This window comes from Bradyrhizobium sediminis (genome assembly GCF_018736105.1).
GTDB lineage: Bacteria > Pseudomonadota > Alphaproteobacteria > Rhizobiales > Xanthobacteraceae > Bradyrhizobium.
In genome coordinates, this window is record NZ_CP076135.1 from 4,356,682 (window position 1) to 4,374,221 (window position 17,540).

Below are 17,540 nucleotides of genomic sequence, written 5' to 3' on the forward strand. Positions count from 1 at the left end.
ATCGCGAGCGTCTCGAAGCATGGGCAACAAGCGACTCACTGGCCATTAATAGTGCGCATTAGCCCTGCACCGCCGGCAATATCTTTCCGGGGTTGAAGATGTTCTGTGGATCGAGCGCTTTCTTCAGCGCGCGCATGGCGTCGAGCGCCTCGGGGCCGAGTTCGGCTTCGAGGTATTTCTGCTTGCCCTGCCCGATTCCGTGCTCGCCGGTACAGGTGCCGCCCATCGATTGCGCGCGCTCGACCAGCCGGTGCATGAAATCCTCGCCGCGCGCCATCTCTTCCGCATCGTCGACGTCGCACAACAGCGAACAATGGAAATTGCCGTCGCCGACATGGCCGACGATCGGCGACAGGAGATTGAGGCGCTTCAGGTCCTCTTCGGTCTCGGTGACGCAATCGGCGAGCCGCGAGATCGGCACGCAGACGTCGGTCGCCACCACGCCGGCGCCGGGACGCAGCGCCTTGACCGACCAATAAGCGTCATGCCGCGCCTGCCAGAGCTTGGTGCGGTCCTCGGGCTTGGTGGTCCAGGTGAAATCGCCGCCGCCGCATTCTGCGGCGATTTCCTTGAAATTCTTCGATTGCTCGGCGACCTCGATCTCGCTGCCGTGGAATTCGAGCAGCAGCAGCGGCGTCTCCGGCAGCGACAGCTTCGAATAGGAATTGCAGGCCTTGACCTGCGCTGCATTGAGCAGCTCGATGCGCGCCACGGGAATGCCGGTCTGGATCGCCAGGATGGTGGCCTGACAGGCGCCGCGCACCGTCTCGAACGAACATGCCGCCGCCGCGATGGTCTCGGGAATGCCGCGCAGCTTGATGGTGAGTTCGGAGATGATGCCGAGCGTGCCTTCGGCGCCGACGAACAAATGCGTCAGGTCATAGCCGGCCGAGGATTTCTTGGCCCGCGTGCCCGTGGTGATGATCTCGCCGTCGCCGCGCACCACTTTGAGCGCCAGCACGTTGTCGCGCATGGTGCCGTAGCGCACCGCATTGGTGCCGGAGGCGCGCGTCGACGCCATGCCGCCGAGCGAGGCGTCGGCGCCGGGATCGATCGGGAAAAACAATCCCTGGTCGCGCAGGTGCTCGTTGAGCGCCTTGCGGGTGACGCCGGGCTGGATCACGCAATCCAGATCCTCGGTGTGGACTTCGAGGATCCGGTTCATGTCGCGCAGGTCGATGCAAATCCCGCCGGCCGGCGCATTGACCTGCCCCTCCAGCGAGGTGCCGGTGCCGAACGCGATCACGGGAACGCCATACCTGGCGCAAATCCGCACCACATCCTGGATATCCGAGGCCTCCTGCGCCATGACCACGGCGTCCGGCGGCTGCGAGGGCAACCAGGTCGTGGTATGGGCGTGCTGTTCGCGGACCGCCTGCGAGGTGATCAGACGGTTGCCGAACCGCGCGGCGAGCGCTTCGACGGTGCTGGCCAGCGCCTGCGGCTCCGGCCGCGGCAAATTATTGGTGATGATCAGGCTCACGATATCCTCCCGGCGAAAAGACCGTGGCAAAGGATATATAAGGGGTCAAGAGACCAGATCGGACAGACAGGGATGGATCGATGACGACTGCCACCGCCGCCAAGGATATGCCGCTTCCGCCCTCGCCGTTTTTGTCGTCGGTGATGCAGATCGAGCCGCAATGGATCGACTATAACGGCCATCTCAACATGGCGTATTATAATGTGATGTTCGACCGCGCGATCGACGAAATGTGGCTGCAGCTCGGGATCGGCCCGGCCTACATGAAGGAGCGCCACGGCTCGACCTTCACCGCGGAATGCCATGTGCGCTATTTGCGCGAGATCCACCTCGGCGATCCCGTGCAGATATCGGTTTTTCTGCTCGGCGCCGACGAAAAGCGGCTGCACACCTTCGAGGAATTGCGCCACGCCACCGAGGGCTGGCTGTCCGCCACCTCGGAAAACATGACCATTCACATCGACATGAACGCCCGGAAAACGGCGCCGTTTCCGCCCGACATCCGCGCCCGCATCGAGGCGGTGGCGAACGCCCACGCCGCGGTGGCGCGCCCCGAGGGCACCGGCCGCAGGATCGCGATGCCTTCGAAGTAGCGCTTCAAGTAGCGCTCCGGGCTGGGCGCGCAAGTTCCGCAGCGGTCCGGTTGCGAAACCGCTCAAAATCCCGATACCTCCGCGAACAAAATCCGCCCCGGCGGCGGGAAATGGCGCCTGTCTTGGCACGGGATAAAACCTGTCAAAACCACAGCCAAAGCCCTATACGCCTTTCAATCCTGCTATGAAGGCTCCCCTTCACGGCCCCGCGGTGCCATCGTGGGCGGAAGACGATTCGCGATATGACCGAACCGAAAAGACCGAGCCCTCACGGCGTCCCCGACCACCAGCCTGCGGCCGGCGGCATTGCCGCGCGTGCGCGGGCGGCGGCGACCCCGCAATACCTCTCCGGCCTCAATCCCGAGCAGCGCGAAGCGGTGGAAACGCTTGACGGTCCCGTGCTGGTGCTGGCGGGGGCCGGCACCGGCAAGACCCGCGTGCTGACCTGCCGGATCGCCCACATTCTCAGCCAGGGCCGCGCCCGGCCCGGCGAAATCCTCTCCGTCACCTTCACCAACAAGGCGGCGCGCGAGATGAAGCTGCGGCTGGGGCAAATGCTCGGCCAGGCCGTCGAAGGCATGCCGTGGCTCGGCACCTTCCATTCGATCGGCGGCCGCATCCTGCGCACCCATGCCGAGCTGGTGCAGCTGAAATCCAACTTCACCGTGCTCGATGTCGATGACCAGATCCGGCTGCTCAAGCAGCTGCTCGCCGCCGACAATATCGACGACAAGCGCTGGCCGGCCCGCATGCTGGCAGGATTGATCGACGGCTGGAAGAACCGCGGGCTGACGCCGTCGCAGGTGCCGCCGGGCGAAGCCGCGGTGTTCGGCAATGGCCGCGGCGGCAAGCTCTATGCGGCCTACCAGGAACGCCTGAAAATCCTCAACGCCGCCGATTTCGGCGATCTCCTGCTGGAAAACATCCGGCTGTTCCGCGAGCACCCCGACGTGCTCCGGCAATACCAGCACCGCTTCAAGTTCATCCTGGTCGACGAATACCAGGACACCAACGTCGCGCAGTATCTGTGGCTGCGGCTGCTGGCGCAGGCGCCGTCGAAGCCGGGCGTCCCCCTCTCCTCGGTCATTCCGGGGCGCATCGAAGATGCGAACCCGGAATCTCGGGCGGCACAGGATTCAACTCGGGATTCCGGGTCTGCGCTTTCAGCGCAGCCCGGAATGACGGCGCCAAATCCCCCCAGGAACATCTGCTGCGTCGGCGACGACGACCAGTCGATCTATGGCTGGCGCGGCGCCGAGGTCGACAACATCCTGCGCTTCGAGCACGATTTTCCCGGCGCCAAGGTCATTCGCCTCGAGCGCAACTACCGCTCCACCGGCCATATCCTCGCCGCCGCCTCGCACCTGATCGCGCATAATGAAGGCCGGCTCGGCAAGACGCTGCGCACCGAAGACGTCGACGGCGAAAAGGTCACCGTCACCGGCTCCTGGGATTCCGAAGAGGAAGCCCGCGCCATCGGCGAGGAGATCGAGGAACTGCAGCGCGCCGGCAACAAGCTCAACGACATCGCGATCCTGGTGCGGGCCTCGTTCCAGATGCGCGAATTCGAAGACCGCTTCGTCACGCTCGGCCTGCCCTATCGCGTGATCGGCGGGCCGAGGTTCTACGAACGCGCCGAGGTCCGCGACGCGCTGGCTTACTTGCGCACCATCAATTCGCCGGCCGACGACCTCGCCTTCGAGCGCATCGTCAACGTGCCGAAGCGCGGGCTCGGCGACGCCACCGTGCAGATGCTGCACGACCACGCCCGCAAGCGCCGGATTCCGCTGTTCGAGGCCGCCCGCGCCGTGGTCGAGACCGATGAGCTGAAGCCGAAGGCGCGCGGCTCCCTGCGCGACCTGATCGCCAGTTTCGATCGCTGGCGCGCGCAGCGCGAGGTGACCTCGCATACCGAACTGGCCGAGATCGTGCTCGACGAAAGCGGCTACACCGAGATGTGGCAGAAGGACCGCTCCGCCGACGCCGCCGGCCGGCTCGAGAACCTCAAGGAACTGGTGCGCTCGATGGAGGAATTCGAGAACCTGCAGGGGTTCCTCGAGCACATCTCGCTGGTGATGGACCGCGACGGCGGCGCCGAGGACGATGCGGTTTCGCTGATGACGCTGCATTCGGCCAAGGGGCTGGAATTCGACAACGTGTTCCTGCCCGGCTGGGAGGAAGGCCTGTTTCCGAGCCAGCGCACGCTGGACGAACAGGGCCGCGCCGGCCTCGAAGAAGAGCGCCGCCTCGCCCATGTCGGCATTACGCGCGCGCGCCGCCGCGCCAAACTCTATTTCGCCACCAACCGCCGCATTCACGGCACGTGGTCGACCACGATCCCTTCGCGCTTTCTCGATGAACTGCCGGCGCCGAATGTCGAGATCACGGAATCCAAGGGCGGCTCGGGCTGGGGCGGCAGCGGCGGCTACGGCCCCTCGCGCTTCGACAATGTGGAATCCTTCGGCTCCAGCTATTCGACGCCGGGCTGGCAGCGCGCGCAGGCCCAGCGTGCGCGCGGCCAGAACGGCGGCCGTGGCGGCGGACAGGCCGGCGGCGGTTTCAATGAAAGCCAGTCACCGTTTTCAGGTTCGCGCGGCGATACCTCAGGTTCGCGCAGCGATACCTCAGGTTCGCGCGGCGAGGGCTTCTCGCGCAACAAGCGCGCGCCCCTGACCATCGAAGGCGAGCTGATCGCGAAATCCACCGGCACCACGTCGGAATTTTCGCTGGACGACCGCGTGTTTCACCAGAAATTCGGCTACGGCAACGTGGTGAAGATCGACGGCAACAAACTCACCATCGCGTTCGAGAAGGCCGGCGAGAAGAAGGTGGTCGATAGTTTCGTCGAGCGGGTGTGAGAACCTGCATGCGCTGCCAAGCGCACGTCCGGACCCGCTCGCTTTGAGGCAAATTCTAGCTCCTGGGCATCCGTAAGCACTGTTGCCCTAAATTATCCTCGCGGAAAATCTGGACGTGCGGCACCTGCAGGCGCAAAGTTAAATCCTAGTATCCTTCGGAGAGGCCGCCATGGATCTGGAAAAATTTATTCACCAGCAGAACCTCGAACACTATCGCAAGCTCCTGGCCGACCCGAACAACGGGGATGAAGCCCGGCGCCAGATGCTGTTGAAGCTGCTCGCCGAGGAAGCGGCCAAGGACGAGCACCCTCCACCCAAAAGAAAATAAGGACCACCGCGCGAATTGATGCCGGTCAATGCCGGAGCGGCATGCCTGCGCCTCAATTAGCGCATGGCAACCTTCGTCTTTCAATGTCCGCAAACCGGCCTCAACGTTCAGCACACCTGGCCGGACGACGAGAAGCCTGCCGATGACAAGACCTACGTATTTGTCACATGCCCGTCCTGCACGCGGATGCATCTGATCAACCGATCCACCGGCCGGCCGCTGGGTAGCAAGGACGATCGCCGCTCACGCAATCAAGAGAAGTAATCGCCGGTACCCGGCCGAGTCCGGCCCGCGGCGAAAAAGCCGGTCGATAGTTCGCCCGATCGGGGTTAAGGTCTGCATGAACCCTTGATCGGGGCAGCGGATTGTTCGGCTGGTTGCATTCGAAAAGGCAGTCGTCTGAGGGCCCGGCGGCGAAGCGATCGCCGGGAGGCTTCGTCCCACCCGATGTTCTCCTCGAAGACCTCGGCAAGCGCGTTCCCCGATATCTCGCCGACGTCGACCAGGGCAAACTGATCTATCCGGCCTGCAAGCGAACGCTGTCGGACCTCGATGGCGATGTCGGCTCGGTCTGGGATCACACCCGGCTGGAAGCGATGCAGTATGTGATGGCGGTGCCCGGTCATGATTTCGGACTGCTGAGCGCCGCTTCCCGTCAGATCGAAATGATCGATGCCTATCTTTTCCAGCGTCCCCATGCCGACACCGTGATCGATTTCACCGGCACGGCGACGGCGGATTTCTCCATTGCCATCGTGGCCGGCCTGAACTGGCTGACCCACTGCGCCGAACTGGCCGGCGTCCCTCCGGCGCAACAATCCGGCACGCTGCGCAATTTCAGGAAGCTGGTGACGCTGTCGCAGCGCTGGTGGCTCACGGAAGGCGCCGTCGAGCGCTGCGGGCGCCTGCTGGCAAACGGAGAGCAGCCGCCCCTGATGCTTTACCTGATCTGGTCCGAATACACCCGGCTCGCCAAACAGATTGCCGCCGCCGCAATTTTCGGCGATTCGATCGATCGCTCGGCGAAACTGGTGTCGCTTCCCGCCGACCTGATCCCCCGTTTCGAAGCCGCCAGGAATCCCGGCGATTTATCGGGCCGTTGAACCGAATAGTTTCAGCGCGAGCACCGATTGCAATCCGGTTTCTCCGTTCCTATCTGTTGCTGCTCGCCCCTCCCTGCCCGAAGCGCGCCGCGATGCCGCTCCAGGCCTCCCGCAATTTTCAATTCAAACCATCAAGCCCGCATGACGCCCATCATATCTGTTGCAAATTTGTCGAAGACCTACGGCTCCGGTTTCAAGGCGCTGAACGGCATCAACCTCGAGATCAATCGCGGCGAGATTTTTGCCCTGCTGGGACCGAACGGCGCCGGCAAGACCACGCTGATCAGCATCGTCTGCGGCATTGCCAATCCGAGCGAGGGCCGCGTCCGCGTCGACGGCCATGACATCAACGCAGATTATCGCGCCGCGCGCTCGCTGATCGGGCTGGTGCCGCAGGAGCTGCACACCGACGCGTTCGAAACGGTGTGGGCGACCGTCAGCTTCAGCCGCGGCCTGTTCGGCAAGCCGAAGAACCCCGCCCATATCGAAAAGGTGCTGAAGGACCTGTCGCTGTGGGACAAGAAGGATTCCAAGATCGTCACGCTGTCCGGCGGCATGAAGCGCCGCGTGATGATCGCGAAGGCGCTGTCGCACGAGCCGCAGGTCCTGTTTCTCGACGAGCCGACCGCGGGCGTCGACGTCGAATTGCGCAAGGGCATGTGGGAGGTGGTGCGGGCGCTGCAGGCGTCGGGCGTCACCATCATCCTCACCACGCATTACATCGAAGAGGCCGAGGAGATGGCCGACCGGATCGGCGTCATCAACAAGGGCGAAATCATCCTGGTCGAGGACAAGGCCGGCCTGATGCAGAAGCTCGGCAAGAAAGAGTTGAAGCTGCACCTGCAGGTCAAACTCGATGCGATCCCCGCCTCGCTCGCCGCCTATAACCTCGAACTGTCGGACGATGGCCGCGCGGTGACCTACGACTACGACACCAAGGGTGACCGCACCGGCATCACCAGCCTGCTCAGCGACCTCCGTAACGCTGGTATCCGCATCTCGGATCTCGATACCAGGCAGAGTTCGCTGGAAGACATCTTCGTCAGCCTGGTGAGGGCGCCATGAATTTCCGGGCCGTCCGCGCGATCTATCTTTTCGAAATGGCGCGCACCTGGCGCACGCTGCTGCAAAGCATCGTCTCGCCGGTGGTTTCCACCTCGCTGTATTTCGTGGTGTTTGGCGCCGCGATCGGCTCGCGCATCACCTCGGTCGAGGGCGTCAGCTACGGCACCTTCATCGTGCCGGGGCTGGTGATGCTGTCGGTGCTGACGCAGAGCATCGCCAACGCGTCATTCGGCATCTACTTTCCGAAATTCGTCGGCACCATTTACGAAATATTGTCGGCGCCGGTGTCGTCTTTCGAGATCGTGCTCGGCTATGTCGGCGCCGCCGCAACCAAGTCGATCATCCTCGGCCTGATCATCCTCGCCACCGCTGCGCTGTTCGTGCCGCTGCACATCCTGCATCCCTGGTGGATGCTGACCTTCCTGGTGCTGACCGCCGTCACCTTCAGCCTGTTCGGCTTCATCATCGGCATCTGGGCCGACGGCTTCGAGAAGCTGCAGATGATCCCGATGCTGGTGGTGACGCCGCTGACCTTCCTCGGCGGCAGCTTCTACTCGGTCAACATGCTGCCGTCGGGCTGGCGCACCATCACGCTGCTCAATCCGGTGGTCTATCTGATCAGCGGCTTCCGCTGGAGCTTTTACGAAATCTCCGACGTCAGCGTGGGTCTCAGCGTCGGTATCACGCTGGCATTCCTCGGCCTCTGCATGGTCGCGGTGTGGTGGATCTTCCGGACCGGGTACCGGCTGAAGAATTGACGCCTGAAGACTTTGCACTCGCGAAAACGCCCACACCGACGGCTGGATTGCGCCCCGCCTCCGCCTTGTTTGCGCCGCGCGCCGCATTAACGATGCTGTGAGGGCCACTGGAACCAAAACCGGAATCCGGGCATATTGGTTGCCGGGGGACGGAGAGCCGCGGCGCTGCAAGCGGACCTGGAGGCCAAAGTAAAATGCGTTCCTTCCTCATTGCTTTCACCGGCCTGCTGCTGTTCGCCACCGGCACAGCGCAAGCCAAAATCGCCATCACCGTCGACAAGAATGCGCAGCTGATGACCGTCGCGGTCGACGGCGTCGAGCGCTACCAGTGGCCGGTGTCGACCGGGCTGCCCTCCTACGAGACGCCGAACGGCAGCTTCAGGACCTTCCGCATGGAAGAAGACCACTACTCCAAGGAATTTGACGACGCGCCGATGCCTCATTCGATCTTCTTCACCAAGATCGGCCACGCCATTCATGGCACCGACTCGGTGAGCCGCCTCGGCAGCCCGGCTTCGCACGGCTGCGTACGGCTGTCGCGCGCCAACGCCGCGACGCTGTATGCACTGGTGGAAAAGGACGGCGTGCTCAACACCACCGTGAGCCTGACCGGTTCCTCGCAGATCGCCCTGGCGCGAAACCCGCGGGGCCGCGGCAACGCCGCGGTGGCGCGCCGCGACGCCGCGCCGCAATACAACGCCGCCGGCGATCCGATCGTGCTGACGCCGCAGCCGGGCGAGGTCGCGCCGCAGGTCGGGTCCCGGGCGCAGGTCGATGACGGCTATATCTATCCGGCCGACGGCTCTTCGAACGAGGCCCGCTATCCGGCGCCGAGCAACCGTCGCCTCTATGGCGCACAGGTCTATCCGCGGGAGCAATATTACTACGACCGCGGCTATGCCCCGCAATACGCACCGCCGGGCTACTATCAGCCGCGCCCGTATTATCAGCCGCGCGGATCCTTCACCTATCAGGACTGACGCGCGCCCTCATCGTTCGAGCCTGCCGCAGCACGTCCATGCGAGGCGCCGGCAGGCTGTTGCTCGTCAATTGATCCTCAAGGTTAACGGCGGCATACTTGGCGGCTTCCTTGGGCGCTTCGGAGCCGGGCTTCCATCATGCCGTTATGCCTGCTGACCATGTTTACCGACAACTTGAACGATCGCCGCAACCGGAAGTCGACGGCTGCCCGCTATCATTTGAAACAATTGCATTGAAGGGCGTTCGCGCGGGCGCTCCCACCTTCCGGTGACGTCGTGGTCGACAAGCTGAAAACACAATCCCAGTCGGAGGCATCGGATCGCGCGCGGCTGGCCAATTCTCCCGCGACGCCGGAAACCCATCGGCGCGACCTGCTGCTTGAAGCCATCGCCAGAAGCGCCAAGGAATTGCTGCGCGCAAGCGACCTGACGCGCTCGATTCCGAAGGTGCTCGAGCATGTCGGTCTCGCTACCAGCGTCGGCCGGGTGCACATGCTCGAAGTCGATCCGGCCGGACCCATCGACGAGGGCCGCATCATCGGCCACTACCTGTGGAGTGCAGCCGGCGTATCTACGCCTGCCTTCTTCAGCGATGCGCGGGGCCGCACCTTGGTCGATGTCGGCCTTCAGTCATGGGTGCCGAAGCTCATGCGGGGCGAGTCCGTCGCGGGACTCGTCCGGGAATTCGAGGATCCCGTGCGCCGATTCTTCGAACTTGGCAGCGTCAAATCGACGGTGGCGGTTCCCGTGTTTGCCGAGGACCAATGGTGGGGTCTGATCGGTTTCGATGATTGCCGCAGCGAACGCAAATGGTCACCGCGCGAGATCGATGCACTGAGGACGCTGGCGGAACTGGTTGGCGCGGCGGTCACCCAAACGCGCCGCCTGCAGAAATTCTCCGATGCCAACCGCATCGTCGAAAACAGTCCGACGATGCTTTACCGGCTGAGCGCGCAGCCCCCGTTCGGGCTGATCTACCTGTCGCAAAACGTCCGGCGATACGGCTACGACGCCGAAGAACTGCTGGCGTCGCCGAGCAGATGGATGCAGCTCATCGAAAGCGAATACCATCCTGCTATCGCGGCCGACATCAAGTCCATCATAGAAGGAAGAGTGGATTCCACCCTGCTCGAATTCCGCCTGAAGAAGTCGGATGGCTCCCTCGTCTGGCTCGAAGGACGCGGATACGCAGTGCGCGACGAGGAGCACCGGCTCGTCGCTATCGAGGGCGTCCTCAACGATATCACCGAGCGGAAATCGGCAGACGAGAAGATCGCGGCCATGGTGCGAACCGATCTTCTGACCGGGCTCGCCAATCGGGCGGCCTTTATCGAACGGCTGCAACTGGCGTTCGCTCGCTCCCAACGCGGCGCCAATCCGTTCGCCGTCCACTATCTCGATCTCGATCATTTCAAGGATGTCAACGACACGCTGGGACATCCGGCCGGGGACACGCTGCTGCGGGCGGTCGCCGATCGCCTCCGGGGCTGCGTGCGCGAAACCGACCTGGTCGCCCGCTTCGGCGGTGACGAGTTCGCGGTGCTGCAGGACGATATTTCGGACGTGGTCGGCGTCGAGGCGATGGCCACCAAGATCGGCGCCAGCCTTGCCGCACCCTTTTTGATCGATGGCAATCAGGTGCATACGACCGCCAGCATCGGGATCGTCCCCTATGATTCGGACGCGGGCGGGCCCGAGGCGATGATGAGGAAGGCCGACCTCGCGCTCTACCGGGCGAAGGACGAGGGGCGCAACCAGTTTCGCTTCCATATGGCCGAACTCGATCGGCAGTTGCGCGAGCGGATGATGATCGCCGCCGACCTGCATCTGGCGATCGAACGCCAGGAGTTCGAATTATACTACCAGCCGCAAGTGGAGCTCGAATCCGGAAGGATCGTCGGACTGGAGGCGCTGATCCGCTGGAACCATCCGACGCGCGGCTTGCTGCTGCCGACGGTCTTCATTCCAATCGCGGAAACCACCGGGAGCATTCTGCCGATCGGAGAATGGGCGATCGAGCAGGCCTGTCGGCAGATCAGACTCTGGCGAGACCAGGGGGTGGTGCCGCCGCTGGTGGCGGTGAACATCTCCGCCGCACAGTTCAGGGGGACGTCCGACCTCGATCGGATCGTCGCGAACAGCCTCGCCAGGTTTGGCGTTGCCCCATCCGCGCTGGAACTCGAGCTGACCGAATCGGTCCTGATGGAAACGTCGCAGAAGCACAAGGGATCGCTTGAACGACTACGGCAGCTCGGAGTCCGGCTCGCCATCGACGATTTCGGTACCGGATATTCGTCGATGAGCTACCTGCGACGATTCCCCTTCGACAGGATCAAGATCGACAAGTCGTTCATCGACGATGTGGCGACGCAAAACGAGAGCATCAAGATCGTTCGGGCGATCGTGACCCTCGCGGAGGGGCTAGGCATGTCCACGATCGCCGAGGGCGTGGAAAGCGCAGACCAGGTCGACAAACTACGCGAGCTCGGCTGCGACCAGATCCAGGGTTTCTTTTTCGCGAATCCGCACCCGGCGGGCGAGATCGCCGGATTGCTGGCGCAGCGGCTGGAAGGCGCGGATGCCGCGGCCGGATATCCGCCTCCCAACGACGGCGCAGCGTCCGGCTGACCAAACGGCCGCCGCGCGGACCGTGCCGCGATCGGAACCGAACCTCACTCTTCCCCGTTCTTGAGCCGCCGCCACACCGCACCGAGCACGTTGGAGTAATCGTCGGTCCAGACCCGCTGCTTTTCGTCGGCTTCCTCAAGCGCCCAGTCCTCCGACGACGCCAGCTTGCCGACATCCGCTTCCTCGCGCGCCGAAACCACCACCGAGGTCGAAAAGATATATTCGTTGTCACGCCCGGAATCCTCGTTGTAGACCCAGCTCTTGAGGTCGTTGGCATCGGCGATGCCGACCACGACGCTGGACAGCTCCAGGTGCCGGTTGGAGACGTGCATCACGACGGCACCCTGCGGCGCCAGCTTGTCCTTGTAGATCTTCATCGCCTCTTCGGTGGCAAGATGGATCGGGATCGCGTCCGATGAATAGGCGTCGACGATGATCAGGTCGTAGATGCCGTCGGGCTCCCTGGCGAAGGTCAACCGCGCATCGCCGATCACGGGCTTCAGGTCCGGCTCGCATTTCCGGATGTAGGTGAAGTATTTCGGGTCCTTTGCGGTATCGACCATCGACTGGTCGATCTCGAAGAACTTCCAGTTCTCGCCCGGTTCGGAAGCGCAGGTCAGGGTGCCGGAGCCGAGACCGATCACTGCGGCCCGCAGCGGCGCGCCTTTGCGTTGGCGCACCGCCGCGATCGCCTGACCGATGCCGCCGTCCTTGTGGTAATAGGTGATCGGCTCGGGCCGGCCGGTCACCGGGGTGCCGTCGTCGTTCTGGAATTTCTCGGCGCCGTGGATCGTGGTGCCGTGCATCAGCACGTGATACTGGCCGTTCGGCGTCACCACGATCTTGTGGACGCCGAAGAAGCTGCGCACGGTTTCCACCCGCCCGTCGTCGGACGGATAGGCCCGCAGCAGCACCAGCGCCACCGCGACGGTCGCGAAAATCTTCCAGCGGTTGGCATTCAAGCCGAGCGCCAGCAAGGCTGAGAGCACGCCGACGGCGCCGATCACCCAGACCCGATGTTCATCGAGCCAGGTGAACATCTTGCCCGTGTAGTAGGCCGGCAGGATCAGCCCTACCGCCAGCGCGGCGAGGAACGGCCAGTACCACAGGCTCCAGCGCGGCAGCCTCTCGTTGCCGCCGGACGGCCGGCACAGCGCCGCCAGCGCCAGCAGGATCGGATATTCGGCGATCCATGAGAACGTGAACGGCGCGATCAACCCGGCGAACAGGCCGCCGACCATGCCGCCGAACGACAGCGCGACATAGAAGCCGGTGAGATATTTCGCGGCCGGGCGGGTACGCGCCAGCTCGCCATGGCACGCCATCGCGATGACGAAGAAACATAGCTGATGCCCGCCGAGCGTCAGCAGCAGGTTCTGCTCGCCGCCGAAGGCGAGCAGCACGATCACGCCCGCAATCGCCAGCGGCTGCAGCAACAGCATCCATTTGTGCGGCAGCAGCGGGCGCGACTGGAACACCAGCACCCAGGTCAAGAGATACAGCGACAGCGGCAGCACCCACAGAAGCGGCGCGGCGGCGACGTCGGTGGAGATATGCGCGGTCACCGCGATCAGGAGGCCCGACGGCACTGCGGCGAGAAAGATCCAGCGCGCCCGCAGGATCCAGGGTGGCGCCGGCGAGTGGGTGTCCTCGGCACGGATATCGGCCGCGGCCATGACCGGCGAGCGCAGCATCAGTACGGCGCAAGCCGCGATCAGCAGGATCAGCAGGCCGTAGCCGCCGGTCCAGATCAGGTTCTGCATGCGCAGCGTGAACATCGGCTCCAGCAGCACCGGATAGGACAACAGCGCCAGGAAACTGCCGATATTCGAGGAGGCATAGAGGAAGTATGGATCGGGGCCGTTGGGATGGCCGGTGCGCACGAACCAGGCCTGCAGCAGCGGATTGTTGGCGGCGAGCGCGAAGAACGGCAGCCCGATCGACACCGCGAACAGGCCCAGCAGCCACAGAGCATAGCCCGAGGTCGGCGGCTCGCCCCACCCGCCCGCGATCGACAGCGGCAGCGACAGCAATGCGATCGCGAGCAGCACCAGATGGATCGCCACCGGAATGGTCCGGTTTCGTATCTGCATCAGGTAATGCGCATAGGCATAGCCGCCGAGCAGCAGCGACTGGAAGAACACCATCGCCACCGACCACACCGCCGGCGAGCCGCCGAGCCGCGGCAGCACCATCTTGGTGAACAGCGGCTGCACCGAGAACAACAGCAGCGCGCTGACGAAAATCGCAGCGGTATAGGCCACCAGGACCAGCCGGTTACGGGCAATGGACGGCTGGCCCGCGATGACGGACGGCTCGGAAAGAATCATGAAAGCTCCGGCTTGAACCCGGCTGAAAGCCGGAGGCGGAAATCCGGCAGGGGTGCCGGTTGGGTCGGATAGAGCATACGGCAAGATCGCGAGCAATGCAGGACGCAGGAACCTATTTGGCGCTGTGCTGACATTCACATCTTCGCTAATGATTGGAAACGTCATTCCGGGATGGTCCGAAGGACCAGACCCGGAATCCCGAGATTCCGGGTTCGATGCTTCGCATCGCCCGGGAATGACAAGGCAGATAATTCCTGAAGCGGACATGAACGAAACCGACGTCGTCATCATCGGAGCGGGACATAACGGCCTCACCTGCGCCGCCTATCTGGCGATGGCCGGCTTGCGGGTGAAGGTGGTCGAACGCCGCAAGGTGGTCGGCGGCGCCGCGGTGACCGAGGAATTCCATCCGGGCTTCCGCAATTCGGTCGCGGCCTACACCGTCAGCCTGCTCAACCCGCAGATCATCTCGGACCTGAAACTGGCCGATCACGGCCTGCGGATCGTCGAACGCCGCGCCCAGAATTTCCTGCCCGCCCCCGGCGGCAGCTATCTGCTGACCGGCGAAGGCCGCACTCACGCGTCCGTGGCAAAACTCAGCGAGCGCGACGCCGGACGCATCGATGCGTTCAACCGCGAACTCGAGACCATTGCCGACGTGCTGCGCGCCTTCGTGTTGCGCGCGCCGCCGAACCTCGTCGAAGGATTCGGCATCGGGGCAATCCGCGAGGCCTTCAATGCGCTGGGCACCGCCAACATCCTGCGCCGGCTCTCGCTGGAGCAGCAGCGTTCCCTGCTCGACCTGTTCACGCGCTCGGCCGGCGACATGCTGGATGACGCCTTCGAGAACGACCTGGTCAAGGCGCTTTACGGCTTCGACGCCATCGTCGGCAATTACGCCAGCCCCTACGCGGCGGGTTCGGCCTATGTGATGCTGCACCACGCCTTCGGCGAGGTGAACGGCAAGAAGGGAGTCTGGGGCCACGCCATCGGCGGCATGGGCGCGATCACGCAGGCGATGGCGAAAGCGGCGCGCGGCCATGGCGCCGGGATCGAAACCGAGGCCGGCGTGCGCGAAGTGATCGTCGAGCGCGACCGCGCGGTCGGCGTGATCCTCGACAATGGCGAAACCATCCGCGCCAAATACGTCGCCTCCGGCGTCAATCCGAAATTGCTGTATACGCGCCTCGTTCCGGCGGACGCCCTACCCGCAGCGTTCCTCAACCGCATCCAACACTGGCGCAACGGCTCCGGCACCTTCCGGATCAACGTTGCGCTCAGCACCCTGCCCTCGTTCACCGCGCTGCCCGGCGAAGGCGATCACCTCTCGGCCGGCATCATCATCGCCCCCAGCCTCGGCTACATGGATCGCGCCTGGCAGGACGCCCGCGAGCACGGCTGGAGCCGCGCGCCGGTGGTCGAGGTCCTGATCCCCTCGACGCTGGACGATACGCTGTGTCCGCCCGGCCAGCATGTCGCCAGCCTGTTCTGCCAGCACGTCGCGCCGGAATTGCCCGACGGAAAATCGTGGGACGACTATCGCGAGGAGGTCGCTGACCTCATGATCGCGACGGTGGACCAATACGCGCCCGGTTTTGCCGCAAGCGTGATCGGCCGGCAGATGCTGTCGCCGCTCGACCTGGAGCGCCAGTTCGGGCTGCTCGGCGGCGACATCTTTCATGGCGCGCTGACGCTCAATCAACTGTTCTCGGCCCGGCCGATGCTCGGCCACGCCGATTATCGCGGGCCGCTGAAGGGTCTCTATCATTGCGGCAGCGGCGCCCATCCCGGCGGCGGCGTCACCGGCGCCCCCGGCCACAACGCCGCGCGCGCGATCCTCGGGGATCACCGGGCGCTGTTCGGGCAAACGGACGGGAGCAGACGATGATGCGCGCCCTGTCAGCGTGTCTGTTGCTGGCCGCAGCAATGCTGACAGCGGCTGGTGCCAAGGCGGACGCCGCCGACCAGACGCTCCAGCTGACGGTCGGTCAGGAAGCCGCCATCGAGCTCGAGGAGAATCCATCGACCGGATACCAGTGGACGATCGACGCCAGGGCGGGCGTCAACGCCTCGATCCTGCGCATCACTGACCGCGGATTCTCGCGAAATGCGGACGGCAAGCGCCTGCTCGGCGCACCCGGCATCCATCGCTGGAGCATCGCGGCCACCAGCGCCGGCAGTGCGAGCGTCACCTTCGTCTACCGGAGGTCCTGGGAAGCAACCCCCGTCCGCCGGCATCAGGTGACGGTACAGGCCGTTGCGCGGTGAATGGCGGGCGGCCCCTGACTACAAAATACGGCACACTCGGTATTGCCGGTGTTGCGCAAACAGCGCAGCTTGGGAAAATCGCCCGGACCGGGTCCAAAAGATGAATTGATCGGCCCTCGACCCCGCCGACGGGAGTAACCTTCATCCACTCGCATATCGGGACGGAAGGAAATTCAGATGCAAAGGGTCGCTTTTGCGCTTCTGGCCGGGTTCGCATTCATCATTGCCGGCAACAGCGGCGCGTCCGCCGCACCCGCGGCACCTTTCGCATGGACCGGCTGCTATCTCGGCGCCAACGTCGGCTATGGCTGGGCTCCGACGAAGTGGAATGACAACGGCATCGAATTCACCTCACACAGCGCCAACGGCGTGATCGGCGGCGGACAGTTTGGCTGCGATTACCAGAGCGGTGCCTGGGTGTTTGGCATTCAGGGGATGATTGACGCTGCGGGAATGAAGGGCAGCAGCGCCAATTTGTTACTCGATCCGGGCGGTGCTGTGATCGACTCCACCAATATCTCCAGCTTTGCGACCCTCACAGGCCGCTTCGGTTACACCGTCGAGCCTGCGACACTGCTCTACGTGAAAGGTGGTGCAGCCTGGGTGCGCTCAAGTTTCAGGGAATGCTGTGAGCCGACGGTCGTCATTTTGGATACCTTGGGACCGCTCAACGACGGCATTGCAGACGTGACGCGGACCGGCTGGACCATCGGCGCAGGCTTGGAGCGCATGTTCGCGCCCAATTGGTCGGCCTTCGTCGAATATGGTTACATCGGGCTCGGCAGTTCGTCGGTTAGATTCAGCCCGATCAATGGCTCGCCGGGACCGTTCATTTACCACATCGACCAGAACGTTCACACGGTCCTGCTGGGCCTCAATTACCGGTTTGGCGGATTTGGCAGCCGGTAATGGCCGGCTGTTGATGCCGCCATCGAAGATTCCAGACCGCGCACTTCGCGCCACCCGTCGGCACCTCGCAATGACTGGCACAACCGGTTGAAAACCCGGTGGATCCGCTGTGGAAAACCTGTTGATGACTACGCGGAAAAGGCGGTGGATTTGTTGTGCGGGACGGGTCCCCCGGCTGTGGGTAATGCCGGTATGTTTCAGTGTATAACGCTGTCAACAAGCCTTGCTTTGAGCGCC

The 17,540-nt window shown here is 63.9% G+C and carries 14 protein-coding genes; 12 read left to right on the forward strand and 2 right to left on the reverse strand.

The features are described 5' to 3' along the window. Window positions 1-58 precede the first annotated feature (58 nt). Window positions 59-1,483 carry an FAD-binding oxidoreductase gene (locus KMZ68_RS20805; RefSeq protein WP_215613033.1) on the reverse strand — a complete coding sequence of 475 codons (1,425 nt, stop codon included), beginning with the start codon at window positions 1,481-1,483 and terminating at the stop codon, window positions 59-61. Window positions 1,484-1,590: 107 nt separating this feature from the next. Between KMZ68_RS20805 and KMZ68_RS20810 the strand changes: the two genes are divergently transcribed. From KMZ68_RS20810 to KMZ68_RS20850, 9 genes are all read left to right on the forward strand, one after another. Beyond that, window positions 1,591-2,076, forward strand: a complete 486-nt coding sequence (locus KMZ68_RS20810) for a thioesterase family protein (RefSeq protein WP_215616422.1) — start codon at window positions 1,591-1,593, stop codon at window positions 2,074-2,076. Between the two features lie 242 nt (window positions 2,077-2,318). Then, window positions 2,319-4,934 (forward strand): ATP-dependent helicase, encoded by a 2,616-nt coding sequence (locus tag KMZ68_RS20815; protein ID WP_215613034.1) that lies wholly within the window; start codon window positions 2,319-2,321, stop codon window positions 4,932-4,934. Window positions 4,935-5,103: 169 nt separating this feature from the next. After that, a complete protein-coding gene (locus KMZ68_RS20820) occupies window positions 5,104-5,262 on the forward strand; it encodes a hypothetical protein (RefSeq protein WP_215616487.1) in 159 nt (52 codons plus the stop codon). A gap of 63 nt (window positions 5,263-5,325) precedes the next feature. Further along, window positions 5,326-5,526 (forward strand): hypothetical protein, encoded by a 201-nt coding sequence (locus tag KMZ68_RS20825; RefSeq protein ID WP_215613035.1) that lies wholly within the window; start codon window positions 5,326-5,328, stop codon window positions 5,524-5,526. Between the two features lie 113 nt (window positions 5,527-5,639). Further along, the gene (locus KMZ68_RS20830) at window positions 5,640-6,365 is read left to right on the forward strand and encodes a hypothetical protein (protein WP_215613036.1); all 726 of its coding nucleotides are present in this window, start codon (window positions 5,640-5,642) and stop codon (window positions 6,363-6,365) included. Between the two features lie 141 nt (window positions 6,366-6,506). Then, entirely contained in the window at window positions 6,507-7,430 is a 924-nt protein-coding gene (locus KMZ68_RS20835; protein ID WP_215613037.1) for an ABC transporter ATP-binding protein, read from the forward strand. Next, window positions 7,427-8,188 carry an ABC transporter permease gene (locus KMZ68_RS20840; protein ID WP_215613038.1) on the forward strand — a complete coding sequence of 254 codons (762 nt, stop codon included), beginning with the start codon at window positions 7,427-7,429 and terminating at the stop codon, window positions 8,186-8,188. Before KMZ68_RS20835 ends, KMZ68_RS20840 begins: the two co-directional genes overlap by 4 nt. A gap of 194 nt (window positions 8,189-8,382) precedes the next feature. Next, complete coding sequence (locus KMZ68_RS20845) at window positions 8,383-9,168, forward strand: L,D-transpeptidase (protein WP_215613039.1); 786 nt, start codon at window positions 8,383-8,385, stop codon at window positions 9,166-9,168. Window positions 9,169-9,444: 276 nt separating this feature from the next. Continuing rightward, on the forward strand, window positions 9,445-11,796 hold the full coding sequence (locus KMZ68_RS20850; protein ID WP_215613040.1) for a putative bifunctional diguanylate cyclase/phosphodiesterase: 2,352 nt from the start codon (window positions 9,445-9,447) through the stop codon (window positions 11,794-11,796). A 44-nt stretch (window positions 11,797-11,840) separates the two neighbouring features. Here KMZ68_RS20850 and KMZ68_RS20855 read toward each other — a convergent pair whose 3' ends face one another. Continuing rightward, a complete protein-coding gene (locus KMZ68_RS20855; RefSeq protein WP_215613041.1) occupies window positions 11,841-14,126 on the reverse strand; it encodes a fused MFS/spermidine synthase in 2,286 nt (761 codons plus the stop codon). 265 nt (window positions 14,127-14,391) lie between these two features. Between KMZ68_RS20855 and KMZ68_RS20860 the strand changes: the two genes are divergently transcribed. From KMZ68_RS20860 to KMZ68_RS20870, 3 genes are all read left to right on the forward strand, one after another. Next, window positions 14,392-16,014, forward strand: coding sequence for a phytoene desaturase family protein (locus KMZ68_RS20860; RefSeq protein ID WP_215613042.1), 1,623 nt, complete (start codon window positions 14,392-14,394; stop codon window positions 16,012-16,014). Continuing rightward, on the forward strand, window positions 16,014-16,394 hold the full coding sequence (locus KMZ68_RS20865; RefSeq protein ID WP_215613043.1) for a protease inhibitor I42 family protein: 381 nt from the start codon (window positions 16,014-16,016) through the stop codon (window positions 16,392-16,394). The genes KMZ68_RS20860 and KMZ68_RS20865 overlap by 1 nt, the downstream gene beginning before the upstream one ends. A 177-nt stretch (window positions 16,395-16,571) precedes the next feature. Continuing rightward, window positions 16,572-17,303: an outer membrane protein gene (locus KMZ68_RS20870; protein WP_215613044.1), complete on the forward strand. Its 732-nt coding sequence runs from the start codon at window positions 16,572-16,574 to the stop codon at window positions 17,301-17,303. Window positions 17,304-17,540: the final 237 nt, after the last annotated feature.